Origin of the sequence: Pseudomonas sp. DrBHI1, from assembly GCF_002205115.1 — a bacterium.
In the GTDB taxonomy this organism is placed as follows: domain Bacteria; phylum Pseudomonadota; class Gammaproteobacteria; order Pseudomonadales; family Pseudomonadaceae; genus Aquipseudomonas; species Aquipseudomonas mosselii.
This window is the reverse complement of record NZ_NIBE01000059.1, coordinates 97504-122887: the sequence shown is the minus strand read 5'-3', so window position 1 is coordinate 122887 and position 25384 is coordinate 97504. Positions and strand designations below refer to the sequence as shown.

21 protein-coding genes are annotated in these 25384 nt (G+C 64.5%); 6 read left to right on the top strand and 15 right to left on the bottom strand.

All coding sequences use genetic code 11. The annotated features are described in order from the left end of the window. Positions 1-613: efflux RND transporter periplasmic adaptor subunit (locus CC207_RS27590; protein ID WP_371916448.1), on the bottom strand; the 613-nt coding region annotated here is incomplete at its 3' end. Further along, positions 610-1698, bottom strand: a complete 1089-nt coding sequence (locus tag CC207_RS12590; RefSeq protein WP_088852195.1) for an efflux RND transporter periplasmic adaptor subunit — start codon at positions 1696-1698, stop codon at positions 610-612. The genes CC207_RS27590 and CC207_RS12590, both read right to left, overlap by 4 nt. A 141-nt stretch (positions 1699-1839) precedes the next feature. Between CC207_RS12590 and CC207_RS12585 the strand changes: the two genes are divergently transcribed. After that, positions 1840-3006, top strand: a complete 1167-nt coding sequence (locus CC207_RS12585) for an AAA family ATPase (RefSeq protein WP_062359854.1) — start codon at positions 1840-1842, stop codon at positions 3004-3006. A 60-nt stretch (positions 3007-3066) separates the two neighbouring features. On the opposite strand, the gene CC207_RS12580 is transcribed toward CC207_RS12585, so the two are convergent. The 7 genes from CC207_RS12580 to CC207_RS12550 form a co-directional block, all read right to left on the bottom strand. Further along, the gene (locus CC207_RS12580) at positions 3067-3960 is read right to left on the bottom strand and encodes an ABC transporter permease subunit (protein WP_028688537.1); all 894 of its coding nucleotides are present in this window, start codon (positions 3958-3960) and stop codon (positions 3067-3069) included. After that, positions 3957-4838 (bottom strand): ABC transporter permease subunit, encoded by an 882-nt coding sequence (locus tag CC207_RS12575; RefSeq protein WP_175406148.1) that lies wholly within the window; start codon positions 4836-4838, stop codon positions 3957-3959. The genes CC207_RS12580 and CC207_RS12575 overlap by 4 nt, the downstream gene beginning before the upstream one ends. Before the next feature lie 35 nt (positions 4839-4873). Next, complete coding sequence (potA, locus tag CC207_RS12570; RefSeq protein WP_062359856.1) at positions 4874-6016, bottom strand: polyamine ABC transporter ATP-binding protein; 1143 nt, start codon at positions 6014-6016, stop codon at positions 4874-4876. 57 nt (positions 6017-6073) lie between these two features. Beyond that, positions 6074-7168 (bottom strand): polyamine ABC transporter substrate-binding protein, encoded by a 1095-nt coding sequence (locus CC207_RS12565; protein ID WP_062359858.1) that lies wholly within the window; start codon positions 7166-7168, stop codon positions 6074-6076. Positions 7169-7329: 161 nt separating this feature from the next. After that, complete coding sequence (locus CC207_RS12560; protein ID WP_069015902.1) at positions 7330-8427, bottom strand: polyamine ABC transporter substrate-binding protein; 1098 nt, start codon at positions 8425-8427, stop codon at positions 7330-7332. 168 nt (positions 8428-8595) lie between these two features. Continuing rightward, entirely contained in the window at positions 8596-9957 is a 1362-nt protein-coding gene (locus CC207_RS12555; protein WP_028688541.1) for an aspartate aminotransferase family protein, read from the bottom strand. Between the two features lie 48 nt (positions 9958-10005). Then, the gene (locus tag CC207_RS12550; RefSeq protein WP_028688542.1) at positions 10006-11364 is read right to left on the bottom strand and encodes a glutamine synthetase family protein; all 1359 of its coding nucleotides are present in this window, start codon (positions 11362-11364) and stop codon (positions 10006-10008) included. Positions 11365-12031: 667 nt separating this feature from the next. On the opposite strand from CC207_RS12550, the gene CC207_RS12545 reads away from it, so the two are divergent. Next, positions 12032-13408: a glutamine synthetase family protein gene (locus tag CC207_RS12545; RefSeq protein ID WP_028688543.1), complete on the top strand. Its 1377-nt coding sequence runs from the start codon at positions 12032-12034 to the stop codon at positions 13406-13408. Positions 13409-13525: 117 nt separating this feature from the next. Here CC207_RS12545 and argA read toward each other — a convergent pair whose 3' ends face one another. Both argA and argE read right to left on the bottom strand, forming a co-directional pair. Then, positions 13526-14824: an amino-acid N-acetyltransferase gene (argA, locus tag CC207_RS12540; RefSeq protein ID WP_028688544.1), complete on the bottom strand. Its 1299-nt coding sequence runs from the start codon at positions 14822-14824 to the stop codon at positions 13526-13528. A 109-nt stretch (positions 14825-14933) separates the two neighbouring features. Further along, complete coding sequence (gene argE, locus CC207_RS12535) at positions 14934-16079, bottom strand: acetylornithine deacetylase (protein ID WP_069015903.1); 1146 nt, start codon at positions 16077-16079, stop codon at positions 14934-14936. Between the two features lie 128 nt (positions 16080-16207). Here argE and CC207_RS12530 point away from each other — a divergent pair, with 128 nt between their 5' ends. Beyond that, entirely contained in the window at positions 16208-17587 is a 1380-nt protein-coding gene (locus CC207_RS12530) for an inorganic triphosphatase (protein WP_028688546.1), read from the top strand. 72 nt (positions 17588-17659) lie between these two features. On the opposite strand, the gene CC207_RS12525 is transcribed toward CC207_RS12530, so the two are convergent. Further along, the gene (locus CC207_RS12525; protein WP_028688547.1) at positions 17660-18130 is read right to left on the bottom strand and encodes an Lrp/AsnC family transcriptional regulator; all 471 of its coding nucleotides are present in this window, start codon (positions 18128-18130) and stop codon (positions 17660-17662) included. A gap of 126 nt (positions 18131-18256) precedes the next feature. Here CC207_RS12525 and CC207_RS12520 point away from each other — a divergent pair, with 126 nt between their 5' ends. From CC207_RS12520 to CC207_RS12510, 3 genes are all read left to right on the top strand, one after another. Continuing rightward, the gene (locus CC207_RS12520; RefSeq protein ID WP_028688548.1) at positions 18257-18571 is read left to right on the top strand and encodes a hypothetical protein; all 315 of its coding nucleotides are present in this window, start codon (positions 18257-18259) and stop codon (positions 18569-18571) included. Positions 18572-18670: 99 nt separating this feature from the next. Next, the gene (locus tag CC207_RS12515; RefSeq protein ID WP_028688549.1) at positions 18671-20353 is read left to right on the top strand and encodes a GspE/PulE family protein; all 1683 of its coding nucleotides are present in this window, start codon (positions 18671-18673) and stop codon (positions 20351-20353) included. Between the two features lie 92 nt (positions 20354-20445). After that, positions 20446-20760, top strand: a complete 315-nt coding sequence (locus CC207_RS12510; protein WP_028688550.1) for a DUF2388 domain-containing protein — start codon at positions 20446-20448, stop codon at positions 20758-20760. 93 nt (positions 20761-20853) lie between these two features. Here CC207_RS12510 and gcvP read toward each other — a convergent pair whose 3' ends face one another. The 3 genes from gcvP to gcvT form a co-directional block, all read right to left on the bottom strand. After that, positions 20854-23727 (bottom strand): aminomethyl-transferring glycine dehydrogenase, encoded by a 2874-nt coding sequence (gene gcvP / locus CC207_RS12505; RefSeq protein ID WP_088852194.1) that lies wholly within the window; start codon positions 23725-23727, stop codon positions 20854-20856. Between the two features lie 139 nt (positions 23728-23866). Further along, positions 23867-24250: a glycine cleavage system protein GcvH gene (gene gcvH, locus CC207_RS12500; RefSeq protein WP_028688552.1), complete on the bottom strand. Its 384-nt coding sequence runs from the start codon at positions 24248-24250 to the stop codon at positions 23867-23869. 48 nt (positions 24251-24298) lie between these two features. Continuing rightward, a complete protein-coding gene (gcvT, locus tag CC207_RS12495; RefSeq protein WP_028688553.1) occupies positions 24299-25381 on the bottom strand; it encodes a glycine cleavage system aminomethyltransferase GcvT in 1083 nt (360 codons plus the stop codon). Between the last annotated feature and the right edge of the window lie 3 nt (positions 25382-25384).

Sequence of the window (25384 nt, the reverse complement as noted above, 5' to 3'; positions counted from 1 at the left end):
CGATCACCGCCTCCTTGACGTCCGGGCGGGCCAGGGTGACAACCGCCTGACCGGCGCTGACGGTCTGCCCCGCCTCGGCCTGCCAGGCGGTGACCACCGCCGCATGATCACTGCGCAGGGTGCTGTAGCCGAGCTGGTCGCGGGCCTGGCTGACCGCCGAGCGTGCCTGCTCCAGCGCGGCGCCGGTGGTTTTCAGGTCAGTCTGGGCGATATCCAGCTGGGCCTGGGCGCCGACGCCACGGTCGTACAGCTGCTGCTGGCGGCGGGCATTGGCCTGGGCGTTGATCCATTGCGCCTGGACCTTGGCCAGGTCGCCTTCGGCGGCGCGCAGCTGGTTTTGCTGGTCGGTCGGATCGAGGGTCGCCAGGGTGTCGCCTGGGCTTACCCGGGCGCCGACATCCAGCCAGCGCCGGGCGATGCGTCCGGACACCCGAAAACCCAAAGTGCTTTCATAGCGGGCCTGGATGGCGCCGGCAAAGCGGCCCAGCTGCGACTGTACCTGCGGCTCGACCAGTGTCGAGAGCACCGGACGGATCGCCTCAGGTGGCGCCTCATCGCCACCGCAGGCGCCCAGCATCAGGCTGGCCGACAGTATCAGCAACTGACGTTTCATGGCGCGGCCCCTCCGTCCTTGGCGCTGACCTTCTCGACCTGCATGCCCGGATGCAGCAGCTGCCCACCGCCTACCACCACGGTCTCGCCGCCCTTGATACCGTCGGCGATCACCACCTTGCCGGTGAGGTAGCGCGCGACCTGGACCTTGCGCAATTCGACCTTGTCGCCCTCGCCCACCACCCACACCGCCGGCTCCTTCAGCGCCTTGGTCAGCGCCGACCACGGCAATTCGATGCTCGGCCGGCCCTGGGTGTTACCAGTGGCCGTGACCGGTGAGCCCAGCTGCATGCCGGCCGGCACGTTGCGCAACGCGACCTTGACCTGCACCGTGCCGCTCTCGGCGGAGACCGTCGGGGTAATCTCGCGGACCCGGCCCTCGGCCTTGATCGCCGGGTTGTCCAAGAGGCTGACGACAACGCCCTCGTCGCTGGGGGACTTCACCAGCAACGATTCGTAGACATTGAACACCGCGTCACGGTCGCCATCGACCGCCAGGCTGAAGATCGGCATGGTCGCCTGCACCACCTGGCCGACTTCGGCCTGGCGCGCGGTGATCACCCCGTCGGCTTCGGACACCAGCGCCGTGTAGCTCAACTGTTCGTTGGCGTTGGCCAACTGCGCCTGGGCGGCCTTGAGCGCGCTCTGGCTGCTGCGCAGCGCGGCTTCGGCGGAATCGTACTCGCTCTGGCTGGTGTAGCCCTTGGGCAGGAGCTTCTGCTGACGCACGAACGCGGCGCTGGCCTGGGTAACCCGCGCCTGCTCGGCGAACACCTCGGCCTTGGCCGAGTCGACGTTGTTCTGCAGGTCCTTCGGATCCAGGCGCGCCAGCACCTGGTTGGCCTTGACGTGGTCGCCGACATCGACGCCGCGGGCGATGATCTTGCCGCCCACGCGGAACGACAGGTCGGTCTGCACCCGCGCCTGCACGTCTCCGGTCAAGGTGACCCGGGCGGCGAAGTCGGTGGGCTGCACCTGTTGCACCGCGACCCGGGGCAACACCGGCGCGGCCTCCTCTTTACCACAGCCCGTCAGCATGAACAGCAGCCCCAGGCAAACGACCATCAGCGGACGCGTTACCGTCATGCAGGCTCCTTGCTTCGACAAAGGGAGTGAGGGATGCGTTTGAAAGCGTAGATCAGGGATGGACAAACGACACCGATGTCGGTTCAACAAAGCACAGCGCTATCGGCGATACTGTGGGCCAGACGCTCAAGGACAATGCTGATGCTGACCACCCTGGCCATTGCCAACTACCGCTCGATCAACCAGCTGGTGATGCCGCTCGGGCAGCTCAACGTGATCACCGGTGCCAACGGCAGCGGCAAGTCCAACCTGTACAAAGCCTTGCGCCTGCTGGCCGAGACCGCCCGCGGCGGCGTGGTCAACGCGCTGGCAGCCGAGGGCGGGCTGGAGTCGACCTTCTGGGCCGGCCCCGAGAAACTCTCCCGGCGCATGCTCAACGGCGAGGTGCCGGTGCAAGGCGGGCCACGCCAGCAGGCCAGGCGCCTGAAGATGGGCTTCGCTGGCGAAGACTTCGGCTACGCGATCAGCCTCGGCCTGCCCGAACCCAGCCGGTCAAAGTTCGCCCTGGACCCGCAGATCAAGCAGGAGACGATCTGGGCAGGCCCCCTGTGCCGCCCCGCCAGCCTGCTGGTGCAGCGCAATGCAGGGATGGTCAAGGCCCGCGATGGGCGCCAATGGCAGGTGCTGCACCAGCACATGACCGAGTTCGACAGCCTGTTCGACCAGGTCGGCAGCCTCCAGGGCTCCCCCGAGGTGCCGCATCTGCGCGAGCAGATCCGCAGCTGGCGCTTCTATGACCATTTCCGTACCGATGCCGAGGCCCCTGCCCGGCAATCACGGCTGGGCACGCGCACGCCGGTGCTGCATCACGACGGCCGTGACCTCGCCGCCGCCCTGCAGACCATCGACGAGATCGGCGACCTGCAAGCCCTGCAGGACGCCGTGGGCGACGCCTTTCCCGGCGCCCGGCTCGCGGTCGATGCCCAGCCCGGCGGTCTGTTCGGCCTGCGCTTGCACCAGGCCGGACTGCTGCGGCCGCTGAGCGCCGCGGAGCTGTCCGACGGGACCCTGCGCTACCTGTTGCTGGTGGCGGCCCTGCTCACGCCGCGCCCGCCGAGCATGATGGTGCTCAACGAGCCGGAGACCAGCCTGCACCCGGACCTGCTGCCGGCACTGGCACGCCTGATCCGCCGCGCGGCCCAGCAATGTCAGGTATGGGTGGTATCGCACGCGCCCCGGCTGGTGGCGGCGCTGGAGGAGGATGCCGACTGCAATTCGATCCACCTGGAGAAAAACTTGGGGCAGACCGGTATCGTCGGACAAGGCATGCTGGATGAACCGGCCTGGAACTGGCCGGACCAGGGCTGAAACGATCGCGGGGCAAGTCGCATCGGTGCGCCGATGCGACTTGCCCCGCGATGCGTTGGCTCAGGCCTGCGCGGTGGCCTGGGCCGGACGACGCACCTGCGGCTGCGAGACGTTCGCCGCGGCGCCCTCTTCGATGGCCTGCTGGATCGCCCGGCGGCGACGCTCTTCGGCCTGGCGGCTGAAGTACCAGACCAGGAAGGTCACCAGCGACACCGACAGCAGGATCAGGCTGGCCACGGCGTTGATCTCCGGCTTCACGCCCAGGCGCACGGCCGAGAACACTTCCATCGGCAGGGTGGTCGAGCCCGGGCCGGAGACGAAGCTGGCCAGCACCAGGTCATCCAGCGACAGGGCGAACGACATCATGCCGCCCGCCGCCAGCGACGGCGCGATCATCGGGATGGTGATCAGGAAGAACACCTTCCACGGCTTGGCGCCCAGGTCCATGGCCGCCTCTTCGATGGACAGGTCCAGCTCGCGCAGGCGCGCCGACACCACCACCGCCACATAGGCGGCGCAGAACGTGGTGTGGGCGATCCAGATGGTGACGATGCCCCGCTCCTGGGGCCAGCCGATCATCTGCGCCATGGCCACGAACAGCAGCAGCAGCGACAGACCGGTGATCACCTCGGGCATCACCAGCGGCGCGGTGACCAGGCCACCGAACAGGGTGCGGCCCTTGAAGCGGGTGACCCGGGTCAGCACGAAGGCCGCCAGGGTGCCCAGCGCCACGGCGGCGACCGCCGTGTAGCAGGCGATCTCCAGCGAGCGCATCACCGAACCCATCAGCTGGGTGTTGTCGAGCAGGCCGACGTACCACTTCACCGACCAGCCGCCCCACACCGTCACCAGTTTCGAGGCGTTGAACGAGTAAATCACCAGGATCAGCATCGGCAGGTAGATGAACAGCAAGCCGAGCACCAGCATCAGCTTGGAGAAACTGAAGCGTTTCATGCGCGGCCCTCCATCTCTTTGGCCTGGCTACGGTTGAACAGCAGGATCGGCACGATCAGGATCGCCAGCATCACCACCGCCAGGGCGGATGCCACCGGCCAGTCGCGGTTGTTGAAGAACTCCTGCCACAGCACTTTACCGATCATCAGGGTTTCCGGACCGCCCAGCAGTTCCGGGATGACGAACTCACCGACCACAGGGATGAACACCAGCATGCAGCCGGCGATGATGCCGTTCTTCGACAGCGGCACGGTGATTTTCCAGAAGCTGTTGAAGGTGCTCGAACCCAGGTCCGATGCGGCTTCGAGCAGGCTCTGGTCATGCTTCACCAGGTTGGCGTACAACGGCAGGATCATGAACGGCAGGTACGAATAGACCACGCCGATATACACCGCCAGGTTGGTGTTGAGAATCTGCAGCGGCTGGTCGATCAGGCCCAGCCACAACAGGAAGCTGTTGAGCAACCCGTTGTTGCTGAGGATGCCCATCCAGGCATAGACGCGGATCAGGATCGCGGTCCAGGTCGGCATCATGATCAGCAGCAGCAGGACCGTCTGCGATTCCTTGTTCGCCTTGGAGATGGCATAGGCCATCGGGTAGCCGATCAGCAGGCACAGCAAGGTGCTGAAGAAGGCCACTTTCAACGAGCCGAGGTAGGCCGCGATGTACAGTTCATCCTCGGTCAGCAGGCCGTAGTTGGCCAGGTTCAGCACCAGCTGGACCTTGCCTTCCAGATAGGTATAGATCTCGGTGTACGGCGGAATCGCCACGTCGGCTTCGGCAAAGCTGATCTTCAATACGATGAAGAACGGCAGCATGAAGAACAGGAACAGCCAGATGAACGGCACGCCGATCACCATGTGCCGTCCTTCGGGGATCAAGCGCTGGAGGGCTCGTTTGAGCTTTCGTGGTTTCATGAGCGCAGTACCACGCCGCTGTCGTCTTCCCACCACACGTAGACTTCGTCATCCCAGGTCGGGCGGGTGCCCTGGCGCTCGGCGTTGGCGACGAACGACTGGACGATCTTGCCGCCGGGCAGCTCGACGTAGAACACCGAGTGGCCGCCGAGGTACGCGATGTCGTGGACCTTGCCGCGCGACCAGTTATGCTCGCAGGTCGGCTGCTCGGTGGTGACCAGCAGCTTCTCCGGACGCAGGGCGTAGGTGATGTGCTTGTCCTCGACCGAGGTGGTGACACCGTGGCCGACGTAGATCTTGCGCTCCAGTTCCGGGCTGGCAATGATCGCGTGGCCTTCGGCGTCGTCGACCACCTCGCCCTCGAACAGATTGACGTTGCCGATGAACTCGCAAACCAGGCGGCTGGTCGGGGTTTCATAGACGTCGATCGGGCTGCCGATCTGGGCGATCCAGCCCAGGTGCATGATGGCGATGCGCTGGGCCATGGTCATGGCCTCTTCCTGGTCGTGGGTCACCATCACGCAGGTCACGCCCACGCGCTCGATGATCTCCACCAGTTCCAGCTGCATCTGCGAACGCAGTTTCTTGTCCAGCGCGCCCATCGGCTCGTCGAGCAGCAACAGTTTCGGGCGCTTGGCCAGCGAGCGGGCCAGGGCCACGCGCTGACGCTGGCCACCGGACAGCTGGTGCGGCTTGCGCTTGGCGTACTGGGTCATGTGCACCAGCTTGAGCATCTCGGCCACGCGGGCTTCGATCTCGGCCTTGGGCATCTTGTCCTGCTGCAGGCCGAAGGCGATGTTCTGCGCCACGGTCATGTGCGGGAACAGCGCGTAGGACTGGAACATCATGTTGATCGGCCGCTCGTAGGGCGGCATGTCGGTGATGTCGACGCCATCGAGGAAGATCCGCCCTTCGGTCGGACGCTCGAAGCCGGCCAGCATGCGCAGCAAGGTCGATTTGCCGGACCCGGAGCCGCCCAGCAGGGCGAAGATCTCACCCTTGCGGATTTCCAGGGACACATCGTCCACGGCTACCGTTTCGTCGAATTTTTTTGTGACCCGGTCGATCTTGACCAGCACCTGCTTGGGTTGCTGGCCACCCTCGAGGGCTTTCTTATAGGCACCGGAGGCAACTGCCATGAGTGAAACTCCCAACAAGATTTATGTGCCCGCCGCTGCGCTGGCGGGCCTGGATTGTTACTTGCCCGACTTGACCTTGGTCCAGCTGCGGGTCATCAAACGTTGCACCTTGGGTGGCAACTCAGCGTTGACGAACATCTTGTCCAGCACTTCCTGCGGTGGGTAAACCGCGGCGTCAGTCCTCACGGCCTGGTCCATCAGGTCGCCAGCCTTGGGGTTCGGGTTGGCGTAACCGACGTAATCACTGACCTGGGCGATCACCTCAGGTTTCAGCAAATAGTTGATGAAGGCGTGGGCCTCCTTGACGTTGCTGGCGTCCTTGGGAATCGCCAGCACATCGAACCAGAGGTTGCCGCCTTCCTTGGGAATGGCGTAGGCCAGTTTCACGCCCTTCTTCGCTTCTTCAGCGCGGGCCTTGGCCTGGAAAATGTCGCCGGAGAAGCCGGCGGCCACGCAGATGTCGCCGTTGGCGAGATCGGTGATGTACTTCGATGAGTGGAAGTAGGTCACGTACGGGCGCACGGCCAGCAGTTTCTCTTCCGCCTTCTGGTAGTCCTTGGGGTTGCTGCTGTTCGGGTCCAGGCCCATGTAGTTGAGCACCGCCGGGAGCATCTCGTCGGCCGAGTCGAGGAAGGCCACGCCGCACTGGCTGAGCTTCTTCATGTTCTCGGGTTCGAACAGCACCGCCCAGGAGTCGATCTTGTCGGTGCCCAGTACCGCCTTGACCTTCTCGACGTTGTAGCCGATGCCATTGGTGCCCCACAGGTAAGGGACGGCGTACTGGTTGCCCGGGTCGTTCTTCTCCAGACGCTTCATCAGCGCCGGGTCGAGGTTCACGTAGTTGGGCAGCAGGTCACGGTCGAGCTTCTGGAAAGCGCCCGCCTTGATCTGCTTGCCGAGGAAATGGTTGGACGGCACGACCACGTCATAGCCGGTGCGCCCGGCCAGCAGTTTGCCTTCCAGCGTTTCGTTGCTGTCGAAGACGTCGTATTTCGGGGTGATGCCGGTTTCCTTCTGGAAATCGGCGAGGGTATTGGGGCCAACGTAGTCGGACCAGTTGTAGATGTGCACCGTGGGCGCCGCTTGGACGCTGCAAGCCAGCGTCAGACCCGCTCCGGCCATCAAGGCCTTGCGAAAAACAGAAATAGACAAGTGGGTGGTCCTCACAATCAGTGCCTTTGCGGGCAGTAAACCTCGGCCGCACACGCAAAACCGGCGCGCAACTTACCTTCACGGCGTGGATGCCGCAAACTTATTTGCCTTAACCTGCCTCCAGGCCGGGAAACCCCGGCCCAGAGGGCCTTGCATCGGGCTTACTTGCCCGACTTGATCTTGGTCCAGCTGCGGGTGATCTCGCGCTGGGCGGTCTTTTCCGGCGCCTTGATGGCGTACAGCTTGGCCTTCACTTCATCGGACGGGTAGATCGCCGGATCGCTGGTGATCTCTTTGTCCACCAGCGGGGTGGCTGCCTTGTTGCCGTTCGGGAAGCGCACGGCATTGGTGATGCCGGCCATCACTTCCGGTTGCAGCAGGAAGTCCATGAACTTGTAGGCGGCCTCGACGTTCTCGGCGTCTTTCGGAATGGCGACCATGTCATAGAAGGTGCCGGCACCTTCCTTCGGAATGGTGTAGCTCAGCTTGACCTTGTCGCCGGCCTCGTGGGCACGGGCCTTGGACTGCTCCAGGTCACCCGAGTAACCCACGGCCACGCAGATGTTGCCGTTGGCCAGGTCCGAGATGTACTTGGAAGAGTGGAAGTAGGTGATCGAAGGACGGATCTTCAGGAACAGGTCTTCCGCGGCCTTCAGGTCTTCCTTCTTGGTGCTGTCGCTGGGCAGGCCCAGGTAGTGCAGCGCGGCCGGGATCATCTCGGTCGGGGCATCGAGGAAGCTCACGCCGCAGCTCTTGAGCTTGGCGATGTTCTCAGGCTTGAACACGGCGTCCCACGAGTCGATCTTGTCCACGCCCAGCGCGGCCTTGACCTTCTCCGGGTTGTAGCCGATGCCGATGGAGCCCCACATGTACGGGAAGGCGAACTTGTTACCCGGGTCGCTGGCATCACCCACGGCCTTGAGCAGCGCCGGGTCGAGGTTCTTCCAGTTGGGCAGCTTGGAGCGGTCCAGTTCCTGGTAGACGCCCGCCTTGATCTGCTTGGCCAGGAAGTTGTTGGACGGTACGACGATGTCATAGCCCGACTTGCCCGCCAGCAGCTTGGCTTCAAGGGTCTCGTTGCTGTCGAAGACGTCGTAGACCACCTTGATGCCGGTCTGCTTCTCGAAGTTGGCCACGGTGTCCGGGGCGATGTAGTCCGACCAGTTGTAGACGTGCAGCACCTTGTCGTCAGCCTGAACAGCGGTGGCCATGGCACCCATCAGGGCGGTGGCCAGCAGCGTCTTGCCCAATTTCTTCATGCGTAATGCTCCAGAATTTATTATCAAGCCATCTGTTCAGCAGCCAGGTACCACGGGACGCGCGCTGGGCGACTAAACAGCCGTTAGTCTGGCAAGTTACAAGGCGCTGTTTCAACAGAAGCAGGGCCTTGTAACGACTTAATGTCACCTCGCCAGCCTAGCAGACTGTCATTTGACCGCTTCGTAGGTCAGGTCCAGGCACTTGCGCGCCTTTTCCACCAGTTCGTCGATCTCTTCGCGACTGATCACCAGCGGCGGCGCGATGATCATGGTGTCGCCCACCGCGCGCATCACCAGGCCGTTCTCGAAGCAGTGGGTGCGGCAGATCATGCCAACGCCCTTGCCCTCGTAACGGCTGCGGGTGGCCTTGTCCTTGACCAGCTCGATCGCGCCGAGCAGGCCCAGGCCGCGTACCTCGCCCACCAGCGGATGGTCCTGCAGCTCACGCAGTCGTTTTTGCAAATACGGTGCCGTTTCGTTGCGGGCACGCTCGACAATCTTCTCGTCACGCAGGATGCGCAGGTTTTCCAGACCCACCGCCGCCGCCACCGGGTGGCCTGAGTAGGTGAAGCCGTGGTTGAAATCGCCACCTTCGCTGATCACCTTGGCCACTTTGTCACGCACGATCACACCGCCCATGGGGATGTAACCGGAGGTCAGGCCCTTGGCGATGGTCATCAGGTCAGGCGCAAGGTCGTAGTAGTCGGAGCCGAACCACTCGCCGGTGCGACCAAAACCGCAGATCACTTCGTCGGCAACGAACAGGATGTCGTACTTGGCGAGGATCTCCTTGATCTTCGGCCAGTAGGTCTCAGGCGGAATGATCACCCCACCGGCGCCCTGGATCGGCTCGGCGATGAAGGCGGCGACATTGTCCTCGCCGACTTCGAGAATCTTCTTCTCCAGCTGTTCGGCCGCCCACACGCCGAACTCATCCGGCGTCATGTCGCCACCCTCGCCGAACCAGTACGGCTGCGGGATATGCACGATGCCCGGAATCGGCAGGCCACCCTGCTCGTGCATGCCGCTCATGCCGCCCAGGCACGCACCCGCAAAGGTGGAACCGTGGTAGCCGTTGATGCGGCCGATGATGGTCTGCTTGTGCGGCTTGCCCTTCAGCGCCCAGTAGTGACGGACCATGCGCAGCACGGTGTCGTTGCCCTCGGAGCCGGAGCCGGTGAAGAACACATGGGTCATGCCCTTGGGCGCCACGTCGGTGATCGCCTTGGCCAACTCCAGCGCCGGCGGGTGAGCGGTCTGGAAGAACAGGTTGTAGTACGGCAGCTCGCGCATCTGCTTTTCTGCCGCCTGCACCAGCTCTTCACGACCATAGCCGACCGCCACGCACCACAGGCCGGCCATGCCGTCGAGGATCTTGTGCCCCTCGCTGTCCCACAAATGCACGCCCTGCGCCTTGGTGATGATGCGCGGCCCCTTCTCCTTCAGCTGCTTGTAGTCACTGAAAGGTGCAAGGTGGTGCTCGCCGCTCAGGGTTTGCCATTCACGGGTTTGCGGGTTGTTGACGCTCATGTGCCTCTCCATTTTCCGGTGGCCGCCCGCAGGCGGCCTCAGGGTTGATCACACAGCAAACAGCAGGAACTCACGCTCCCAGGAGCTGATGACGCGCTTGAAGTTCTCATGCTCGGCGCGCTTGGTGGCGACGTAGCCGGTGATGAATTTCTTGCCCAGGTACTGCACCAGCGCGCGGCTGTTCTCCATGCGCTCGAGGGCGTCCTCGATGGTCAGCGGCAGGCGCAGGTTGCGCCGCTCGTAACCACGGCCCTGCACCGGCGCGCTGGCCTCGATGCCTTCGACCATGCCGATGTAGCCGCACAGCAGGCTCGCGGCGATGGCCAGGTAGGGATTGGCGTCGGCGCCCGGCAGGCGATTCTCGACCCGGCGGTTCTGCGGGCCGGCATCGGGTACGCGCAGGCCAACGGTACGGTTCTCTTCGCCCCACTCGACGTTCACCGGCGCCGAGGTGTCGGGCAGGAAGCGGCGGAACGAGTTAACGTTGGGGGCGAACAGCGGCAGCGCCTCGGGGATGAACTTCTGCAAGCCGCCGATGTGGTGCAGGAACAGCTCGCTCATGCTGCCGTCAGCGTTGGAGAAGATGTTCTTGCCGGTGGCCACGTCGACCACGCTCTGGTGCAGGTGCATCGCGCTGCCCGGCTCACCGGTCATTGGCTTGGCCATGAAGGTGGCGGCCACGTTGTGCTTGAGCGCGGCCTCGCGCATGGTGCGCTTGAACACCAGGATCTGGTCGGCCAGGTGCAGGGCATCGCCGTGACGGAAGTTGATTTCCATCTGCGCGGTGCCGTCCTCGTGAATCAGCGTGTCGAGGTCCAGCTGCTGCAATTCGCACCAGTCGTAGACATCCTCGAACAATGGGTCGAATTCGTTGGCCGCCTCGATGGAGAACGACTGCCGCCCGGTTTCCGGACGGCCGGAACGACCCACCGGCGGTTGCAGCGGAAAGTCCGGGTCTTCGCTACGCTTGGTGAGGTAGAACTCCATCTCGGGCGCGACGATCGGCTGCCAGCCCTTGTCGGCGTAGAGTTTCAGGACCTTCTTCAATACGTTGCGCGGCGACAGTTCGACCGGGTTGCCCTTCTTGTCGTAGGTGTCGTGGATCACCTGGGCGGTCGGCTCGATGGCCCACGGTACGAGAAACACCGCGTTCTCGTCGGGGCGGCAGATCATGTCGATGTCGGCCGGGTCGAGCAGTTCGTAATAGATGTCGTCGTCGACGTAGTCGCCGGTCACGGTCTGCAGCAGCACGCTTTCAGGCAGGCGCATGCCTTTCTCGGCGATGAACTTGTTGGTGGGCGAGATCTTGCCGCGGGTGATGCCGGTCAGATCGCTGATCAGGCATTCCACTTCGGTGATCTTGTGCTCTTTCAACCAATCGGTGAGCTGGTCGAGGTTGTGACTCATAAATACCTCAGGAGGTAATGTGGCGCGATTGAAGGCAACCGGCGGCCACTGACGCCAGGCGTCGGGCAAAGTCGGCGCGCAGGGCGCCGAGGGGCCTGGAAAGGCCCGCGCCTTGATTCTGGATGCTGTGCATGGCTAAAGCAAAAACCCTCGCGCAGGACGACAGTGGAGGCACGCCATGACGGCGCGCCCGGACAGAAAGCGAAGGGCAGAAGGAAAGGAGGTGTTGCGGTAAAGCGTTACGAGGTATGGTTTTTTTTTGCGAACCGTCAATTATTGCGGCCAGCGCGGCGCCCCTTTGATACAGGCGTGCGATGACCGGACGGCAACCGGGAGATGTACCTGAACGCACCGTGCATGCGGCGCTGACAGGTCTCGGCAAGCGGACCATGTGACCCTCGTATTATTGTGTTCTGGGTTGTGACCGAGCTTATCCTCGTTCATTTTTTTACACAACCTCTCCGTAAAAAATAAAACACGCCCCGCTCGGGATAACCCTTCAGGGCAAAAATAGCGGATAATGGCACGCCCCGATATGCAGCAAATCTGCCGTAGATGTGCCATTTAAGGGCATCATGGGGTTGGCTTGACTTCACCTGGTCTTTCCGATTGACTGAGGTTGCAAGCCCCCCTTGATTGATATTTTTAACAACAAAGGTGTTGCATCATGTCGGTACCCCCGCGTGCCGTTCAGCTTAACGAAGCGAACGCGTTCCTTAAGGAACATCCTGAGGTTCTCTACGTTGACCTTCTGATTGCAGATATGAATGGTGTGGTGCGTGGCAAGCGCATCGAGCGCACCAGCCTCCACAAGGTTTACGAGAAAGGCATCAACCTGCCTGCCTCCCTCTTCGCCCTGGATATCAACGGTTCAACCGTCGAAAGCACAGGCCTTGGCCTGGACATCGGCGACGCCGACCGTATCTGCTACCCCATCCCCGGCACCCTCTCCAACGAACCCTGGCAGAAGCGCCCGACCGCGCAACTGCTGATGACCATGCACGAGCTCGAAGGCGAGCCCTTCTTCGCCGACCCGCGCGAAGTACTGCGCCAGGTGGTGAGCAAGTTCACCGAGATGGGCCTGACCATCTGCGCCGCGTTCGAGCTGGAGTTCTACCTGATCGACCAGGAGAACGTGAACGGCCGTCCGCAGCCGCCGCGCTCGCCGATCTCGGGCAAGCGCCCGCAGTCGACCCAGGTCTACCTGATCGACGACCTCGACGAATACGCCGACTGCCTGCAGGACATCCTCGAAGGCGCGAAGGAGCAAGGCATCCCGGCCGACGCCATCGTCAAGGAAAGCGCCCCGGCGCAGTTCGAAGTCAACCTGCACCACGTCCCCGACCCGCTCAAGGCCTGTGACTACGCGGTGCTGCTCAAGCGCCTGATCAAGAACATCGCCTACGACCATGAAATGGACACCACATTCATGGCCAAGCCCTACCCGGGCCAGGCAGGCAACGGCCTGCATGTACACATCTCCGTGCTGGACAAGGATGGCAACAACATCTTCACCAGCGAGGATCCCGAGCAGAACGCCGCGCTACGTCACGCTGTCGGCGGTGTGCTCGAGACCCTGCCTGCCTCGATGGCGTTCCTCTGCCCGAACGTCAACTCGTACCGCCGTTTCGGCGCGCAGTTCTACGTGCCGAACGCGCCGAGCTGGGGCCTGGACAACCGCACCGTGGCCCTGCGCGTGCCGACCGGCTCGCCGGACGCCGTGCGCATCGAGCACCGGGTGGCCGGCGCCGACGCCAACCCGTACCTGATGATGGCGGCCGTGTTGGCCGGCGTGCACCACGGTCTGACCAACAAGATCGAACCGGGCGAGCCGATCGAAGGCAACTCGTACGAGCAGCTGGAGCAGAGCCTGCCGAACAACCTGCGCGATGCCCTGCGCGAGCTGGACGACAGCGAGATCCTCAACAAGTACATCGATCCGAAGTACATCGACATCTTCGTCGCGTGCAAGGAGAGCGAGCTGGAGGAGTTCGAGCATTCGATCTCCGACCTCGAGTACAACTGGTACCTGCATACCGTGTAAACGAAAACGCCGCCCACAAGGGCGGCGTTTTTCTTTGCCATCGCATCGCGGGTCAAGCCCGCTCCCACGTGTGCCAGCCCGTGTACACCGTGGGAGCGGGCTTGACCCGCGATGGCATCAGAGCGGCTTCTCGAAGATCTTCGAATTGCGCTGGTAGTTGTACAGCGAAGCCCGCGCCGCCGGCAGCCGTTCCACGCCACTGGGTGCAAAGCCACGCTCACGGAACCAGTGCGCGGTGCGGGTCGTCAACACGAACAGGGTGTTCAGCCCCAGCGCCCGCGCCCGCTCCTCAATGCGCTCGAGCAGTTCGTCGCCACGCCCGCCATGCCGGTACTCCGGGTTCACCGCCAGGCACGCCAGCTCCCCGGCTTCGGAATCGGCAATCGGGTACAACGCCGCGCAGGCGATGATCATGCCCTCGCGCTCGACCACGCTGAACTGCTCGATCTCCCGCTCCAGCACCTCGCGCGAGCGACGCACCAGGATGCCCTGCTCTTCCAGCGGGCTGATCAGCTCCAGCAGGCCGCCGACATCCTCGATGGTCGCCTCGCGCACCACTTCGAACTGCTCCTGAGACACCAGCGTCCCGCCACCGCCACGGGTGAACAGCTCGGTCAGCAACGCACCGTCCTCGGCATAGCTGACGATATGGCTGCGCGCCACGCCCCCCTTGCAGGCCTCGGCGGCGGCATCCAGCAACTCGGCCTGGTAGTCGCTGCCCAGGCGTTGCAGGTGCGGCGCGATCTGCTGTGGCCGCAGCTCACGCACCAGTTGGCCATGCGCATCCAGCAGGCCAGGTTCAGCGCCGAACAGCAGCAGTTTGTCGGCGCCCAGTTCGATTGCGGCACGGGTGGCCACGTCCTCGCAGGCGAGGTTGAAGATCTCGCCGGTCGGCGAATAGCCCAGCGGCGACAGCAGCACGATGGAGCGCTCATCGAGCAGGCGGTTGATGCCTTTGCGGTCAACCCGGCGCACTTCGCCGGTGTGGTGGTAGTCGACCCCTTCGAGCACGCCGATCGGCCGCGCCGTGACCAGGTTGCCGGAGGCCACCCGCAGGCGCGAGCCCTGCATCGGAGAGGCCGCCATATCCATCGACAGGCGCGCCTCGATGGCCAGGCGCAAGGCGCCCACCGCATCGATCACGCAGTCGAGCGTTGCCGCATCGGTGATACGCATGCCGTGATGATAGTGCGGGGTCAAGCCGCGGGCGGCCAGGCGGCTTTCGATTTGCGGGCGCGAGCCGTGGACCAGCACCAGCCGCACACCAAGGCTGTGCAGCAGCACCAGGTCGTGGACAATGTTGCCGAAGTTCGGGTGTTCGACGCCATCACCGGGAAGCATGACCACGAAGGTGCAGTCGCGGTGGGCGTTGATGTAGGGAGACGCATGACGCAGCCAGTTGACGTAATCGGGCATGACAGGGCCTGTGGATAAGTGAACGGAGAACGAAAAGGCGCACAACGTTCGAAAGTCATCGTCGGAACAGGCTTGCGGTCACGCGCGGTCTCCTCTGGTCAGGGAAAGATCAATGGCTCAGGCAATAGTGCCGGATCAGGTCACGGAGTAGACGCACAGTAGGCTCGATTCGTGACATTTCCAGGTATTCGCCGGGCTGGTGGGCGCAGGCGATGTCACCCGGGCCGAGCACGATGGTCTGGCAACCGAGCTGCTGAAGATAAGGCGCTTCGGTGCCAAAGGCCACCGCTTCGGCGCGGTGACCGGTCAGGCGTTCGGCCAGGCGCACCAGTTCACTGTCGGCGTCCTGCTCGAATGGCGGTACTTCGGGGAACAGCGGCGCATAGTCGATACGCACGTCGTGGCGTTCGGCCAAAGGCGCGATCTTGCCGCGAATCGCCGCGCGCAGCTGCTCGACATCCATGCCCGGCAGCGGGCGCAGGTCGAACTCCAGGGCGCACTGGCCACAGATGCGGTTGGGGTTGTCGCCACCATGGATGCAGCCGAAGTTCAGAGTCGGCGTCGGCACCGTGAACTGCGGGTTGCGGTACTGCTCCTGCCAGGTACGACGCAGGCCCATCAGCTCGCCCATCACCGCGTGCATGGCTTCCATGGCGCTGCGGCCCAAGCTCGGATCCGACGAATGGCCACTGCGCCCGAGGATGTCGATACGGTCCATGAGGATGCCCTTGTGCATCCTGATCGGCTTGAGCCCGGTGGGCTCGCCGATCACCGCCGCCCGTCCGAGCGGCTGGCCGGCCTCGGCCAGAGCGCGGGCGCCGGACATCGAGCTTTCCTCGTCGCAGGTGGCGAGGATCAGCAGCGGTTGCTTGAAATCGTGCTCAAGCAGCGGGATGACCGCGTCGATGACCAGGGCGAAGAAGCCTTTCATGTCGCAGCTGCCCAGCCCGACCCAGCGACCATCGACCTCGGTCAGCTTGAGCGGATCGCTGCGCCACAGCTGCGGGTCGTAGGGCACGGTATCGCTGTGTCCGGCCAGCACCAGGCCGCCCGGGCCGGTGCCGCGGCTGGCCAGGAGGTTGAACTTGCCGGGGCTGACCTGCTGGATCTCGCAGGTGAAGCCCAGGTCGCCCAGCCAGCCGGCCAGCAGGTCGATGACCGCGCGGTTGGACTGGTCCAGCGCAGGCTGGGTGCAACTGACCGAGGGCGCGGCGATCAGGGCGGCGAACTGGTCTTTCAGCGACGGCAACGGCATGCGCGGACTCCTCGACGGCGTGAAAGGCATCATAACAATGGCGACCCGTCACCTGGCAATCCACAGCATCCTCGTGGAGCAAGTACTGTAGACTGCCCAGCAACGATGCCCCTCCTTCCGAGCCCGCGATGCACAAAGAAACCGAACTCAAACTCCGCGCCAGCCGCGAGACCCTTGCCGCCCTGCGCGAGCACCCCCTGCTGAAGAAGCGCAACAAGTCCGGCTGGCAGACCCGCGAATTGCTCAACCAGTACTTCGACACCCCCGAGCGCGACCTGTCCGCCGCCCGTGTCGCCCTGCGCCTTCGCCGTGATGGCGAGGTCATCATCCAGACCCTCAAGTGCCGTGGTCAGAGCGTCGCCGGCCTGTCCGAGCGCAACGAGCACGAGTGGCACCTGGACAAGGTCAAGCTCGACCTGAAGAAGCTCGACGCCACCTGCTGGCCCGAGCAACTGGCCGAGCTGGACAAGAAGACCATCAAGCCGCTGTTCACCACCGACTTCACCCGCGAGTACGCCGAGATCGCCTGGGGCCGTGGCAAGGCGAAGGTGGTGATCGAGGCCGCGCTGGACCAAGGTTTCGTGATCGCCGGCAAGCGCAAGGAAGAAATCTGCGAGCTGGAGCTGGAACTGCGTGAAGGTCCCCCTGAGGCGCTGTTGGAGCTGGCCGCCGAGCTGGCCGCCAGCCTGCCACTGATGCCCTGCGACATCAGCAAGGCCGAGCGCGGCTACCGCCTGCTCGATCCGGACAGCTACGAGTTGGGCCTGCCGGTGACCGAACTGCAGGCCGAGATGCCGCTGGACGACGCCTACGCCGCCCTCGCCTGGCAACTGCTGGGCAGCAGCCAGCGCCTGGCCGAGCAGTATCGCCACAATGGCCACTGGCGCCTGCTGCAGGACTGGGTTCGCTGCCTGGCCGAACTGCGCGCCCTCACCGCAAGCCTCGGCCAGGCCGCGCCGCGCCCGACCACCCGTGCCCTGCGCGCCAGCCTCGACGCGCTGCTGGAAGACTGGCGCCCGCTGGTGCTGGCCGGCAACGATGACGAGGACATTCGCCGCGCCGCCCCCGAGCAGTTCGCCGAAGAACTGGAAGACCCGCGCTGGGGCCAGTTCTCCCTGGAGACCGCACGTTGGCTGAGCGCCCGCGCCTGGACCGCCGAGCGCAAGGGCCGTGGCGAGCGCCAGGGCAAGGCGCAGCTGGCCAGCTGGCTGCAGCACCTGCTGGGTGAGGAGTCTCGCGCCCTGAAGCTGCCGCTGTACGTGCAGCGCCCGGAAGACCTGGCCGAACAGCTGCCACGCATCGAATGCGTGCAGAGCTGGCTGCACCACGCCCGCCAGGTGCTGGACCTGCCGCAACAGGACCGCCTCTACGGCGAGCTGAACAAGCTGCACGAACTGGCCGAGCAACCCCTGGTGGAAGAAGGCAAGGAAGAACTGCTCGAAGCCCGTATCGAGCAGGCCCGCGCCATTGAGCAGAACCGCGCCTGGAAACACCTGCTCAAGGCCTGAGTCCGCGCTGCCCGCTCCTGCACTTCGTGGGAGCGGCGGTGCGCCGTTGCGACTTGCCCCGCAATCGACTCGTCAGGGTCTCAATGGCAAGCTCGTGGTCGACTTGATCTCCGACAACGCCACGATCGAGTTCACTTCCTGGATACCCGGCACGTTCGACAGCTTCTCGAAGAAGAACCGCTCATAAGCCTCGATATCCGAGGTAACGATGCGCAGCAGGAAGTCCACCGCCCCCATCAGCACGTAGCATTCCAGCACTTCGGGAAACCCGCGGATCGCCTCGGTGAACTCGGCGAAGTTCGAGCGCCCATGCGCATTGAGTTTCACCTCGGCAAAGATCTGCGTGTTCAGCCCCACCTTCTTGCGATCCAGCAGGGTCACCTGCGCGCGGATCACGCCCTCCTCCCTCAAGCGCTGGATGCGCCGCCAGCATGGCGACTGCGACAAGCCCACGCGCTCGGCGATCTGCGCGCTGGACAGCGACGCGTCCTCCTGCAGCAGCTCGAGGATGCGCCGATCATAGGCATCCAATCCACCATGCATTATCAATTCTCCAAAATTCAACTTTGCGAATTAAACTATTCTCAATAGATAGAAAACGCTCAAATCATAGCGAAAAAATACCACCGCCAACGTGCAAGAATTTCTTCACTTTCGTGGAGAAACGCCATGCACTCAGCCGAACAGCCCAGGATCGATGCCTGGGCCGCCAACACCGCCCACAGCACCGTCCACTATCGCCTGCAGGCCGAGGCGGAACCGGACAGCCTGTGCCGGGTGCTCAACCTGTTCGCCCTGCAGTTCCTCACACCACATAGCGTCCAGGTCAACCAGTGCGATGACCTGCTGGACATGGAAATCGGCATCGGCGGCCTGAGCTGGCACCGCGCCGAAGTCATCGCGCAGAAGCTGCGCAACCTGGTCTGCGTGGCCGATGTCAGCCTGGAGTGCCGGCCACGCCTGGCGCAGGCCGCCTCGGCCTGAACGCCCCCTGGCAAGATTCCGAAACCCTTTATTCACCCCACCATTGCGTCCTCTGACTAGCCTTGCCAGCGTCATGGATCACCTGGCAGGGATCTCGCCATGTTTGCCAACGCTAGCCAAGACCTGGACCTGAACCGGCTGCTCGACGCCTTGCTCGCCGAACAGCGGATCGCCGCCTGCGATGCGCTCAAGGCGCTCGAGCGGGCCAGGCAACACCCTGACGAGCATCCCCTGGAGCTGATCGCCGCGCTGGCCCTGGCAGATCCGTTACACCCTGGCCAGCACCTGGACCTGCATGCGCTCTGCCACTGGTTGGCCGATCAGGTGGGCCAGCCATTCCTGCACATCGACCCGCTGCAGGTCGACCTGGCACAGGTTGCCAGCCTGATGTCAGCGGCCTTCGCCGAACGTCACGGCATCCTCGCCGTGGCGCTGGACGACAGCAGCGTGACCGTGGCCAGCGCCCAACCCTATCGACGTGACTGGGAGGCCGACCTGTGCCACGGCCTTGGCAAGCGCGTGCAACGTGTGCTGGCCAGCCCCCGGCAGATCCGCCAACTGACGCCCACCTTCTTCGGCCTGGCGCGTTCACTGCGCAATGCCCAGCAGCCCCCGGCGCCCGGGCTCGGCGAACTGGAGCAGCTGCTGGAGCTGGGTGCCAGCCAGGCCCAAGCGGGCGCCGAGGATCAGCATGTGGTGCGCATTGTCGACTGGGTGCTGCAGTACGCCATCGAGCAGCGTGCCAGTGATATCCACCTGGAACCGCGCCGCGAACTGGGCCACCTGCGCCTGCGCATCGATGGCCTGCTGTACCCTGTCTACGCCTTCCCGGCGGGCGTCGCACTGGCCATGGTCAGCCGCCTGAAGCACCTGGGTCGGATGAACGTGGCGGAGAAGCGTCGGCCCCAGGACGGTCGCCTGAAAAGCCGCCTGCCGGATGGCGTGCAGATCGAGCTGCGCCTGTCCACGCTGCCCACGCCATTCGGCGAGAAGCTGGTGCTGCGTCTGTTCGATCCGCAGCTACGCCATGAAACCCTCGAGCACCTCGGCCTGGAGGCGCCCTTGCTGGCCCAGTGGAAAACCCTGCTGCAACGGCGCCAGGGCATCCTGCTGGTAACCGGCCCCACTGGCTCGGGCAAGACCAGCACCCTCTACGCCAGCCTGCGCCACCTGGCCACGCCCCAGGTCAACCTGTGCAGCATCGAGGACCCCATCGAGCGCCTGGAGCCGGCGATCAACCAGCTACAGGTGCAACCCGGCCTGGGCCTGGGCTTCGCCGATGGCGTGCGCGCTCTGCTGCGGCAGGATCCGGACATCATCATGATCGGCGAGATCCGCGACCAGGAAACCGCCCAAGTGGCGGTACAGGCGGCGCTGACCGGCCACCTGGTACTGTCCACCTTGCACACCGACGATGCCTGCGCGGCAATCACCCGCCTGCAGGAGCTGAAGGTGGCCGACTACCTGATCAGGGCCACGTTGCTGGGGGTCATGGCCCAACGGCTGGTGCGCACCTTGTGTCCTGCCTGCCAAGGCATGGAACACACCGATCGCCCCGCCTGCCAGACCTGTCGGGGCAGCGGCTTTCATGGCCGCACCGGGCTGTTCGAGCTGCTACGGGTCGACAGCGCGCTACGCCAGCGCATCACCCCAGGCGCCGACCTGGAAGTGCTGCGCCAGCAGGCGATCGCTGATGGCCTGCACGACCTGCGCCGCAGCGGAAGCCGCCTGGCCGAGCAACGGCTGACCTCCATCGAGGAGGTGCTACGGGTCTGTGGATAAGTAAGAAATCTCCCGTGTGGTCGGGAACTTGGCCGCGGTAAAACGGATCAAACCGGCATTCCGACAGCCCTCATCGACCGAGGTGATTCATCATGCGTTTCAAAACAGCCATCGCAGCCACCGTCCTCTGTTCGCTGCCCCTCGGCTCGGCCATGGCCGACACGTTCTGGCGCAACATCATCTCCTCCGGTGCCACCACTGCCTCGACCTACCTGACCTTCAAGGACCACAAACTGATCGTCGCCGCCCAGGACGACGCCGGCAGCTTCGTCGCCAGTGAGGGCGCCATCCGCGGTCCGTTCCTGGAAGCCGCGATTCGCCAGGTACGCGCGGACAACCCGGGCGTCCAGGCCAGCGACATGGAACTGGCCAACGCGATCCTGGCCAAGAACGCCGTGGCCGAGTAAGTCCCGGGCTGCTTTGCAGCCCATCGCAGGCAAGCCGGCGATGGGCCGCACAGCGGCCCCAATGCAAGACAGTTTCCCCTCCCACGCCAGACGCTAGCGATACGCCTCCACCGGCACGCACGCACAGAACAGGTTCCTGTCTCCATACACGTTGTCGACCCGGTTCACCGCCGGCCAGTACTTGTGCTGACGCGCGTGAGCGCTGGGGGCGATGCCCTGCTCGATGCTGTACGGCCGGTCCCAGGGCGCGAGCACGTCGGCCAGGGTGTGCGGCGCATGCTTGAGCGGATTGTCCTCGGCCGGCCAGTTGCCCTCCTGAACTTGGGCAATCTCGGCCCTGATCGCCAGCATCGCCTCGACGAAACGGTCCAGTTCGGCTTTCGACTCGCTCTCGGTGGGCTCGACCATCAGCGTGCCCGGCACTGGGAACGACATGGTCGGCGCATGGAAGCCGTAGTCCATCAGGCGCTTGGCCACATCTTCCTCGGTGATGCCGGTCAGCGCCTTGAGTGGCCGCAGGTCGAAGATGCACTCATGGGCCACCCGCTGGTTGCGCCCACGGTAGAGCACCGGGAAGGCATCGCGCAGTTGGCTGGCCAGGTAGTTGGCGGACAGGATCGCCACCTCGCTGGCATCGGCCAGTTGCGGCCCCATCATGGCGATGTACATCCAGCTGATCGGCAGGATGCTGGCACTGCCCCAGGGCGCCGCGCTCACCGCGCTGTTGGTCGGCTCCAACCCCGGCACCGGCACCACCGGGTGGCTGGCGACGAACGGCTTGAGGTGGGCGCGAATGCCGATCGGCCCCATGCCCGGGCCACCACCGCCATGGGGGATGCAGAAGGTCTTGTGCAGGTTCATGTGCGAGACGTCGGCACCGATGTCCGCCGGTCGCGCCAGCCCGACCTGGGCATTGAGGTTGGCGCCGTCCATGTACACCTGCCCGCCATGCTGGTGCACCACCTCGCAGATCTCGCGGATCCCCTCCTCGTACACGCCGTGGGTGGAGGGGTAGGTCACCATCAGGCATGACAGCCGCTCGCCGGCGGCCCGGGCCTTGGCCTTGAGGTCGTCGAGATCGACGTTGCCGTCTTCGTCGCACTCCACGATCACCACCTCCATGCCGGCCATCTGCGCCGATGCCGGGTTGGTGCCATGGGCCGAGGACGGAATCAGGCACAAGGTGCGCCCGGGCTGGTGGCGGCTGCGGTGGTAACGGGTGATGGCCATGAGCCCGGCATATTCGCCCTGGGCACCGGAGTTGGGCTGCATGCAGATGGCGTCAAAGCCGGTGATCGCGCACAACCAGCTTTCCAGCTCGTCGATCATCGCCTTGTAGCCTTGCACCTGGGCGGCCGGGGCGAAGGGATGCGGCAGGGCGAACTCCGGCCAGGTGATGGGGATCATCTCGCTGCTGGCATTGAGCTTCATGGTGCACGAGCCCAGCGGAATCATCGACTGGTTCAGCGCCAGGTCCTTGTTCTCCAGCTGCTTGAGGTAGCGCAGCATCTCGGTTTCGCTGTGGTGCAGGTTGAACACCGGATGCCCGAGGATTGGCGTACGGCGCATCAGCGCCCCAGGGATGCCCTCGGGCAGCGCCTGCTGGTCGAGCGTGGCGATGTCCAGGCCATGGTCGACGCCGAGGAAGATATCCAGCAGCTTGAGCACCGTGGCTTCGTTACAGGTTTCGTCCAGGTTCACGCCCAGGTGCCCGCGTCCGAGGATGCGCAGGTTGATGCGGGCGGCCTCGGCGCTCTCGATGATCGCCGCCTGGGCACCGCCGACATCCAGGGTCAGGGTGTCGAAAAAGTGCTGGTTGAGGCGCTTGATGCCCTTGGCCTCGAGACCGGCGGCAAGGATGAAGGTCAGCCGGTGTACCCGCTGGGCGATGCGCTGCAGGCCCTCGGGGCCGTGGTAGACGGCGTAGAAGCCGGCGATGTTGGCCAGCAGCACCTGGGCTGTGCAGATATTGGAATTGGCCTTCTCCCGGCGAATGTGCTGCTCGCGAGTCTGCAGGGCCATGCGCAGCGCGGTATTGCCGCGGGCATCGCGGGACACCCCGATGATGCGCCCGGGCATGGCCCGCTTGTAGTCGTCGCGGCAGGCAAAATAGGCCGCGTGCGGCCCACCGTAGCCCATCGGCACGCCAAAGCGCTGGGTCGAGCCGAGCACCACGTCGGCTCCCAGTTCGCCCGGCGGCGTGAGCACCACCAGGCTGAGGATATCGGCGGCGACGCAGGCCAGGGCCTGCTGGGCGTGCAACTGGTCGATCAGCGGGCGCAGGTCGCGCACCTCGCCATGGGTGTCCGGGTACTGCAGCAACGCCCCGAACACCTTGTGCTTGGCCAGGTTATCCACAGAATCGATGATCAACTCGAAACCGAAGCCCTCGGCCCGGGTCTTGAGCACCGACAGGGTCTGCGGGTGGCAGTGCTCGTCGGCGAAGAAGGCGTTGCTCTTGCTGCGCGCCACGCGCCTGGCCATGGCCATGGCCTCGGCGGCGGCGGTGGCCTCGTCGAGCAACGAGGCATTGGCCAGGGCCAGGCCGGTGAGGTCGATGACCATCTGCTGGTAGTTCAGCAGCGCCTCCAGGCGCCCCTGGGCGATCTCCGGCTGATAGGGCGTGTAGGCGGTGTACCAGCCGGGATTCTCCAGCACGTTGCGCAGGATGACGGTGGGGGTGATGGTCGCGTGATAGCCCATGCCGATCAGGCTTGTCCACAGCTGGTTCTGCGCGGCATGGCCCGCCAGCCTGGCCAGCGCGGCCTGCTCATCGAGAGCCGGCGGCAGGTCCAGCGGGCGGTTGAAGCGGATGCCCGGCGGCACCGTCTGCTCGATCAGCTCGCTGCGGCTGGCGACGCCGAGGGCATCGAGCATGGCCTGCTGCTCCTGGGCATCGGGCCCCAGGTGGCGGCGCAGGAAGGGGTTGGGCTCTTGCAGTTGATGCAGGGATGGCGACTGGGACATGGCGACGATCTCTTCCTGGACCAGTTCTCATGGGAGACTTACAAGTCTAGGAAGGATTGCCGGATGTGCGGGGATTATTGCATTGGCCGTGCAGGCCTCATCGCGGGGCAAGCCCTCCCCCACGATGAGGCCAGTCCTGTCACTCGCCGATCAGGGCTGCGTAACCAGCGGCATCCAGCAGCTTGCCCAGCTCAGCCGGGTTGCTTGGCTTGAGCTTGAAGATCCACGACTCGTAGGGTTCTTCGTTGAGCAGCTCCGGGCTATCGGCCAGTTCTTCGTTGACCGCGATCACCTCGCCGCTTACCGGTGCGTAGATGTCCGACGCAGCCTTGACCGACTCGACCACGCCAGCGGCGTCGCCAGCAGCGAACACCTTGCCGACTTCGGCCAGCTCGACGAACACCACGTCACCCAGGGCTTCCTGGGCGTGGTCGCTGATACCCACGGTCACTGTGCCATCGGCTTCCAGGCGGGCCCATTCATGGCTTTCGGCAAAACGCAGGTCGGCGGGGATATTGCTCATGTCTTGTCTTCCTCGATTGGGTCAGCGGTCGGCCCGCCATTTGAGTGTTCAGATCAGGATCTTGCCATGGCGCACGAAGGTCGGCTTGACCACCCGCACCGGGTACCACTTGCCGCGGATCTCCACTTCGGCACGGTCGCCGGTGGCCATGGGCACGCGGGCCAAGGCAATGGATTTGCTCAGCGTAGGCGAGAAACTACCACTGGTGATCTCTCCTTCGCCAATCCCGGATACACGGACCACCTGGTGGGCACGCAGTACTCCGCGCTCCTCGAGCACCAGGCCGACCAGTTTTTCCTTCACGCCCTGCTCGATTTCCGCCAGCAGGCCGGCACGGCCGATGAACTCGCGGCTTGCCGGCTCCCAGGCGACGCTCCAGCCCAGGTTGGAGGTCAGCGGGGTATGGGCTTCGTCGATGTCCTGGCCGTACAGGTTCATGCCGGCCTCCAGGCGCAGGGTGTCACGCGCGCCCAGGCCGCTCGGGGCGATACCGGCGCCGACCAGGTCGTTAAAGAACGCCGGGGCCTGCTCGCCGGGAAGGATGATCTCCAGGCCGTCCTCGCCGGTGTAACCGGTGCGGGCGATGAACCAGTCACCGTCGGCGAGGCCTTCGAAGGGGCGCAGTTCGCGAATCAGCGCGGCACGCGAGGCGCTGAGCAGGGCGGCGACCTTTTCCCGGGCATGGGGGCCCTGGATAGCGAGGATGGCCAGTTCGGGGCGAACTTTGAAGCCAACCTTGAATCCTTCGCTCTGCGCTTGCAGCCAGGCCAGTACCTTGTCGCGGGTGGCGGCGTTGGCCACCAGGCGATAGCCGTCCTCGGTGCGGTAGGCGATCAGGTCGTCGATCACCCCGCCATCGGCGTTGAGCAAAGGGCTGTAGAGGGCCTTGCCGGGGCTTTCCAGACGCGTCACGTCATTGGCCAGCAGGTGTTGCAGCCAGGGCGTGGCGGCGCAACCTTCGATATCGATGACGGTCATATGGGAGACATCGAAGACCCCGCAGTCGCTGCGCACCTGGTGGTGCTCCTCGACTTGCGAGCCGTAATGCAGGGGCATGTCCCATCCGCCGAAATCGACCGTCTTGGCGCCGAGCGCCAGGTGCAGGTCATACAGAGGCGTACGCTGTCCCATGGG

Bases quoted from the DNA above. Each gene is read 5' to 3' on its own strand.
- CC207_RS12590 (WP_088852195.1), bottom strand. From the start codon at position 1,698: ATGACGGTAACGCGTCCGCTGATGGTCGTTTGCCTGGGGCTGCTGTTC.
- CC207_RS12585 (WP_062359854.1), top strand. From the start codon at position 1,840: ATGCTGACCACCCTGGCCATTGCCAACTACCGCTCGATCAACCAGCTG.
- CC207_RS12580 (WP_028688537.1), bottom strand. From the start codon at position 3,960: ATGAAACGCTTCAGTTTCTCCAAGCTGATGCTGGTGCTCGGCTTGCTG.
- potA (WP_062359856.1), bottom strand. From the start codon at position 6,016: ATGGCAGTTGCCTCCGGTGCCTATAAGAAAGCCCTCGAGGGTGGCCAG.
- CC207_RS12560 (WP_069015902.1), bottom strand. From the start codon at position 8,427: ATGAAGAAATTGGGCAAGACGCTGCTGGCCACCGCCCTGATGGGTGCC.
- CC207_RS12555 (WP_028688541.1), bottom strand. From the start codon at position 9,957: ATGAGCGTCAACAACCCGCAAACCCGTGAATGGCAAACCCTGAGCGGC.
- CC207_RS12550 (WP_028688542.1), bottom strand. From the start codon at position 11,364: ATGAGTCACAACCTCGACCAGCTCACCGATTGGTTGAAAGAGCACAAG.
- CC207_RS12545 (WP_028688543.1), top strand. From the start codon at position 12,032: ATGTCGGTACCCCCGCGTGCCGTTCAGCTTAACGAAGCGAACGCGTTC.
- argA (WP_028688544.1), bottom strand. From the start codon at position 14,824: ATGCCCGATTACGTCAACTGGCTGCGTCATGCGTCTCCCTACATCAAC.
- argE (WP_069015903.1), bottom strand. From the start codon at position 16,079: ATGCCGTTGCCGTCGCTGAAAGACCAGTTCGCCGCCCTGATCGCCGCG.
- CC207_RS12530 (WP_028688546.1), top strand. From the start codon at position 16,208: ATGCACAAAGAAACCGAACTCAAACTCCGCGCCAGCCGCGAGACCCTT.
- CC207_RS12525 (WP_028688547.1), bottom strand. From the start codon at position 18,130: ATGCATGGTGGATTGGATGCCTATGATCGGCGCATCCTCGAGCTGCTG.
- CC207_RS12520 (WP_028688548.1), top strand. From the start codon at position 18,257: ATGCACTCAGCCGAACAGCCCAGGATCGATGCCTGGGCCGCCAACACC.
- CC207_RS12515 (WP_028688549.1), top strand. From the start codon at position 18,671: ATGTTTGCCAACGCTAGCCAAGACCTGGACCTGAACCGGCTGCTCGAC.
- CC207_RS12510 (WP_028688550.1), top strand. From the start codon at position 20,446: ATGCGTTTCAAAACAGCCATCGCAGCCACCGTCCTCTGTTCGCTGCCC.
- gcvP (WP_088852194.1), bottom strand. From the start codon at position 23,727: ATGTCCCAGTCGCCATCCCTGCATCAACTGCAAGAGCCCAACCCCTTC.
- gcvH (WP_028688552.1), bottom strand. From the start codon at position 24,250: ATGAGCAATATCCCCGCCGACCTGCGTTTTGCCGAAAGCCATGAATGG.
- gcvT (WP_028688553.1), bottom strand. From the start codon at position 25,381: ATGGGACAGCGTACGCCTCTGTATGACCTGCACCTGGCGCTCGGCGCC.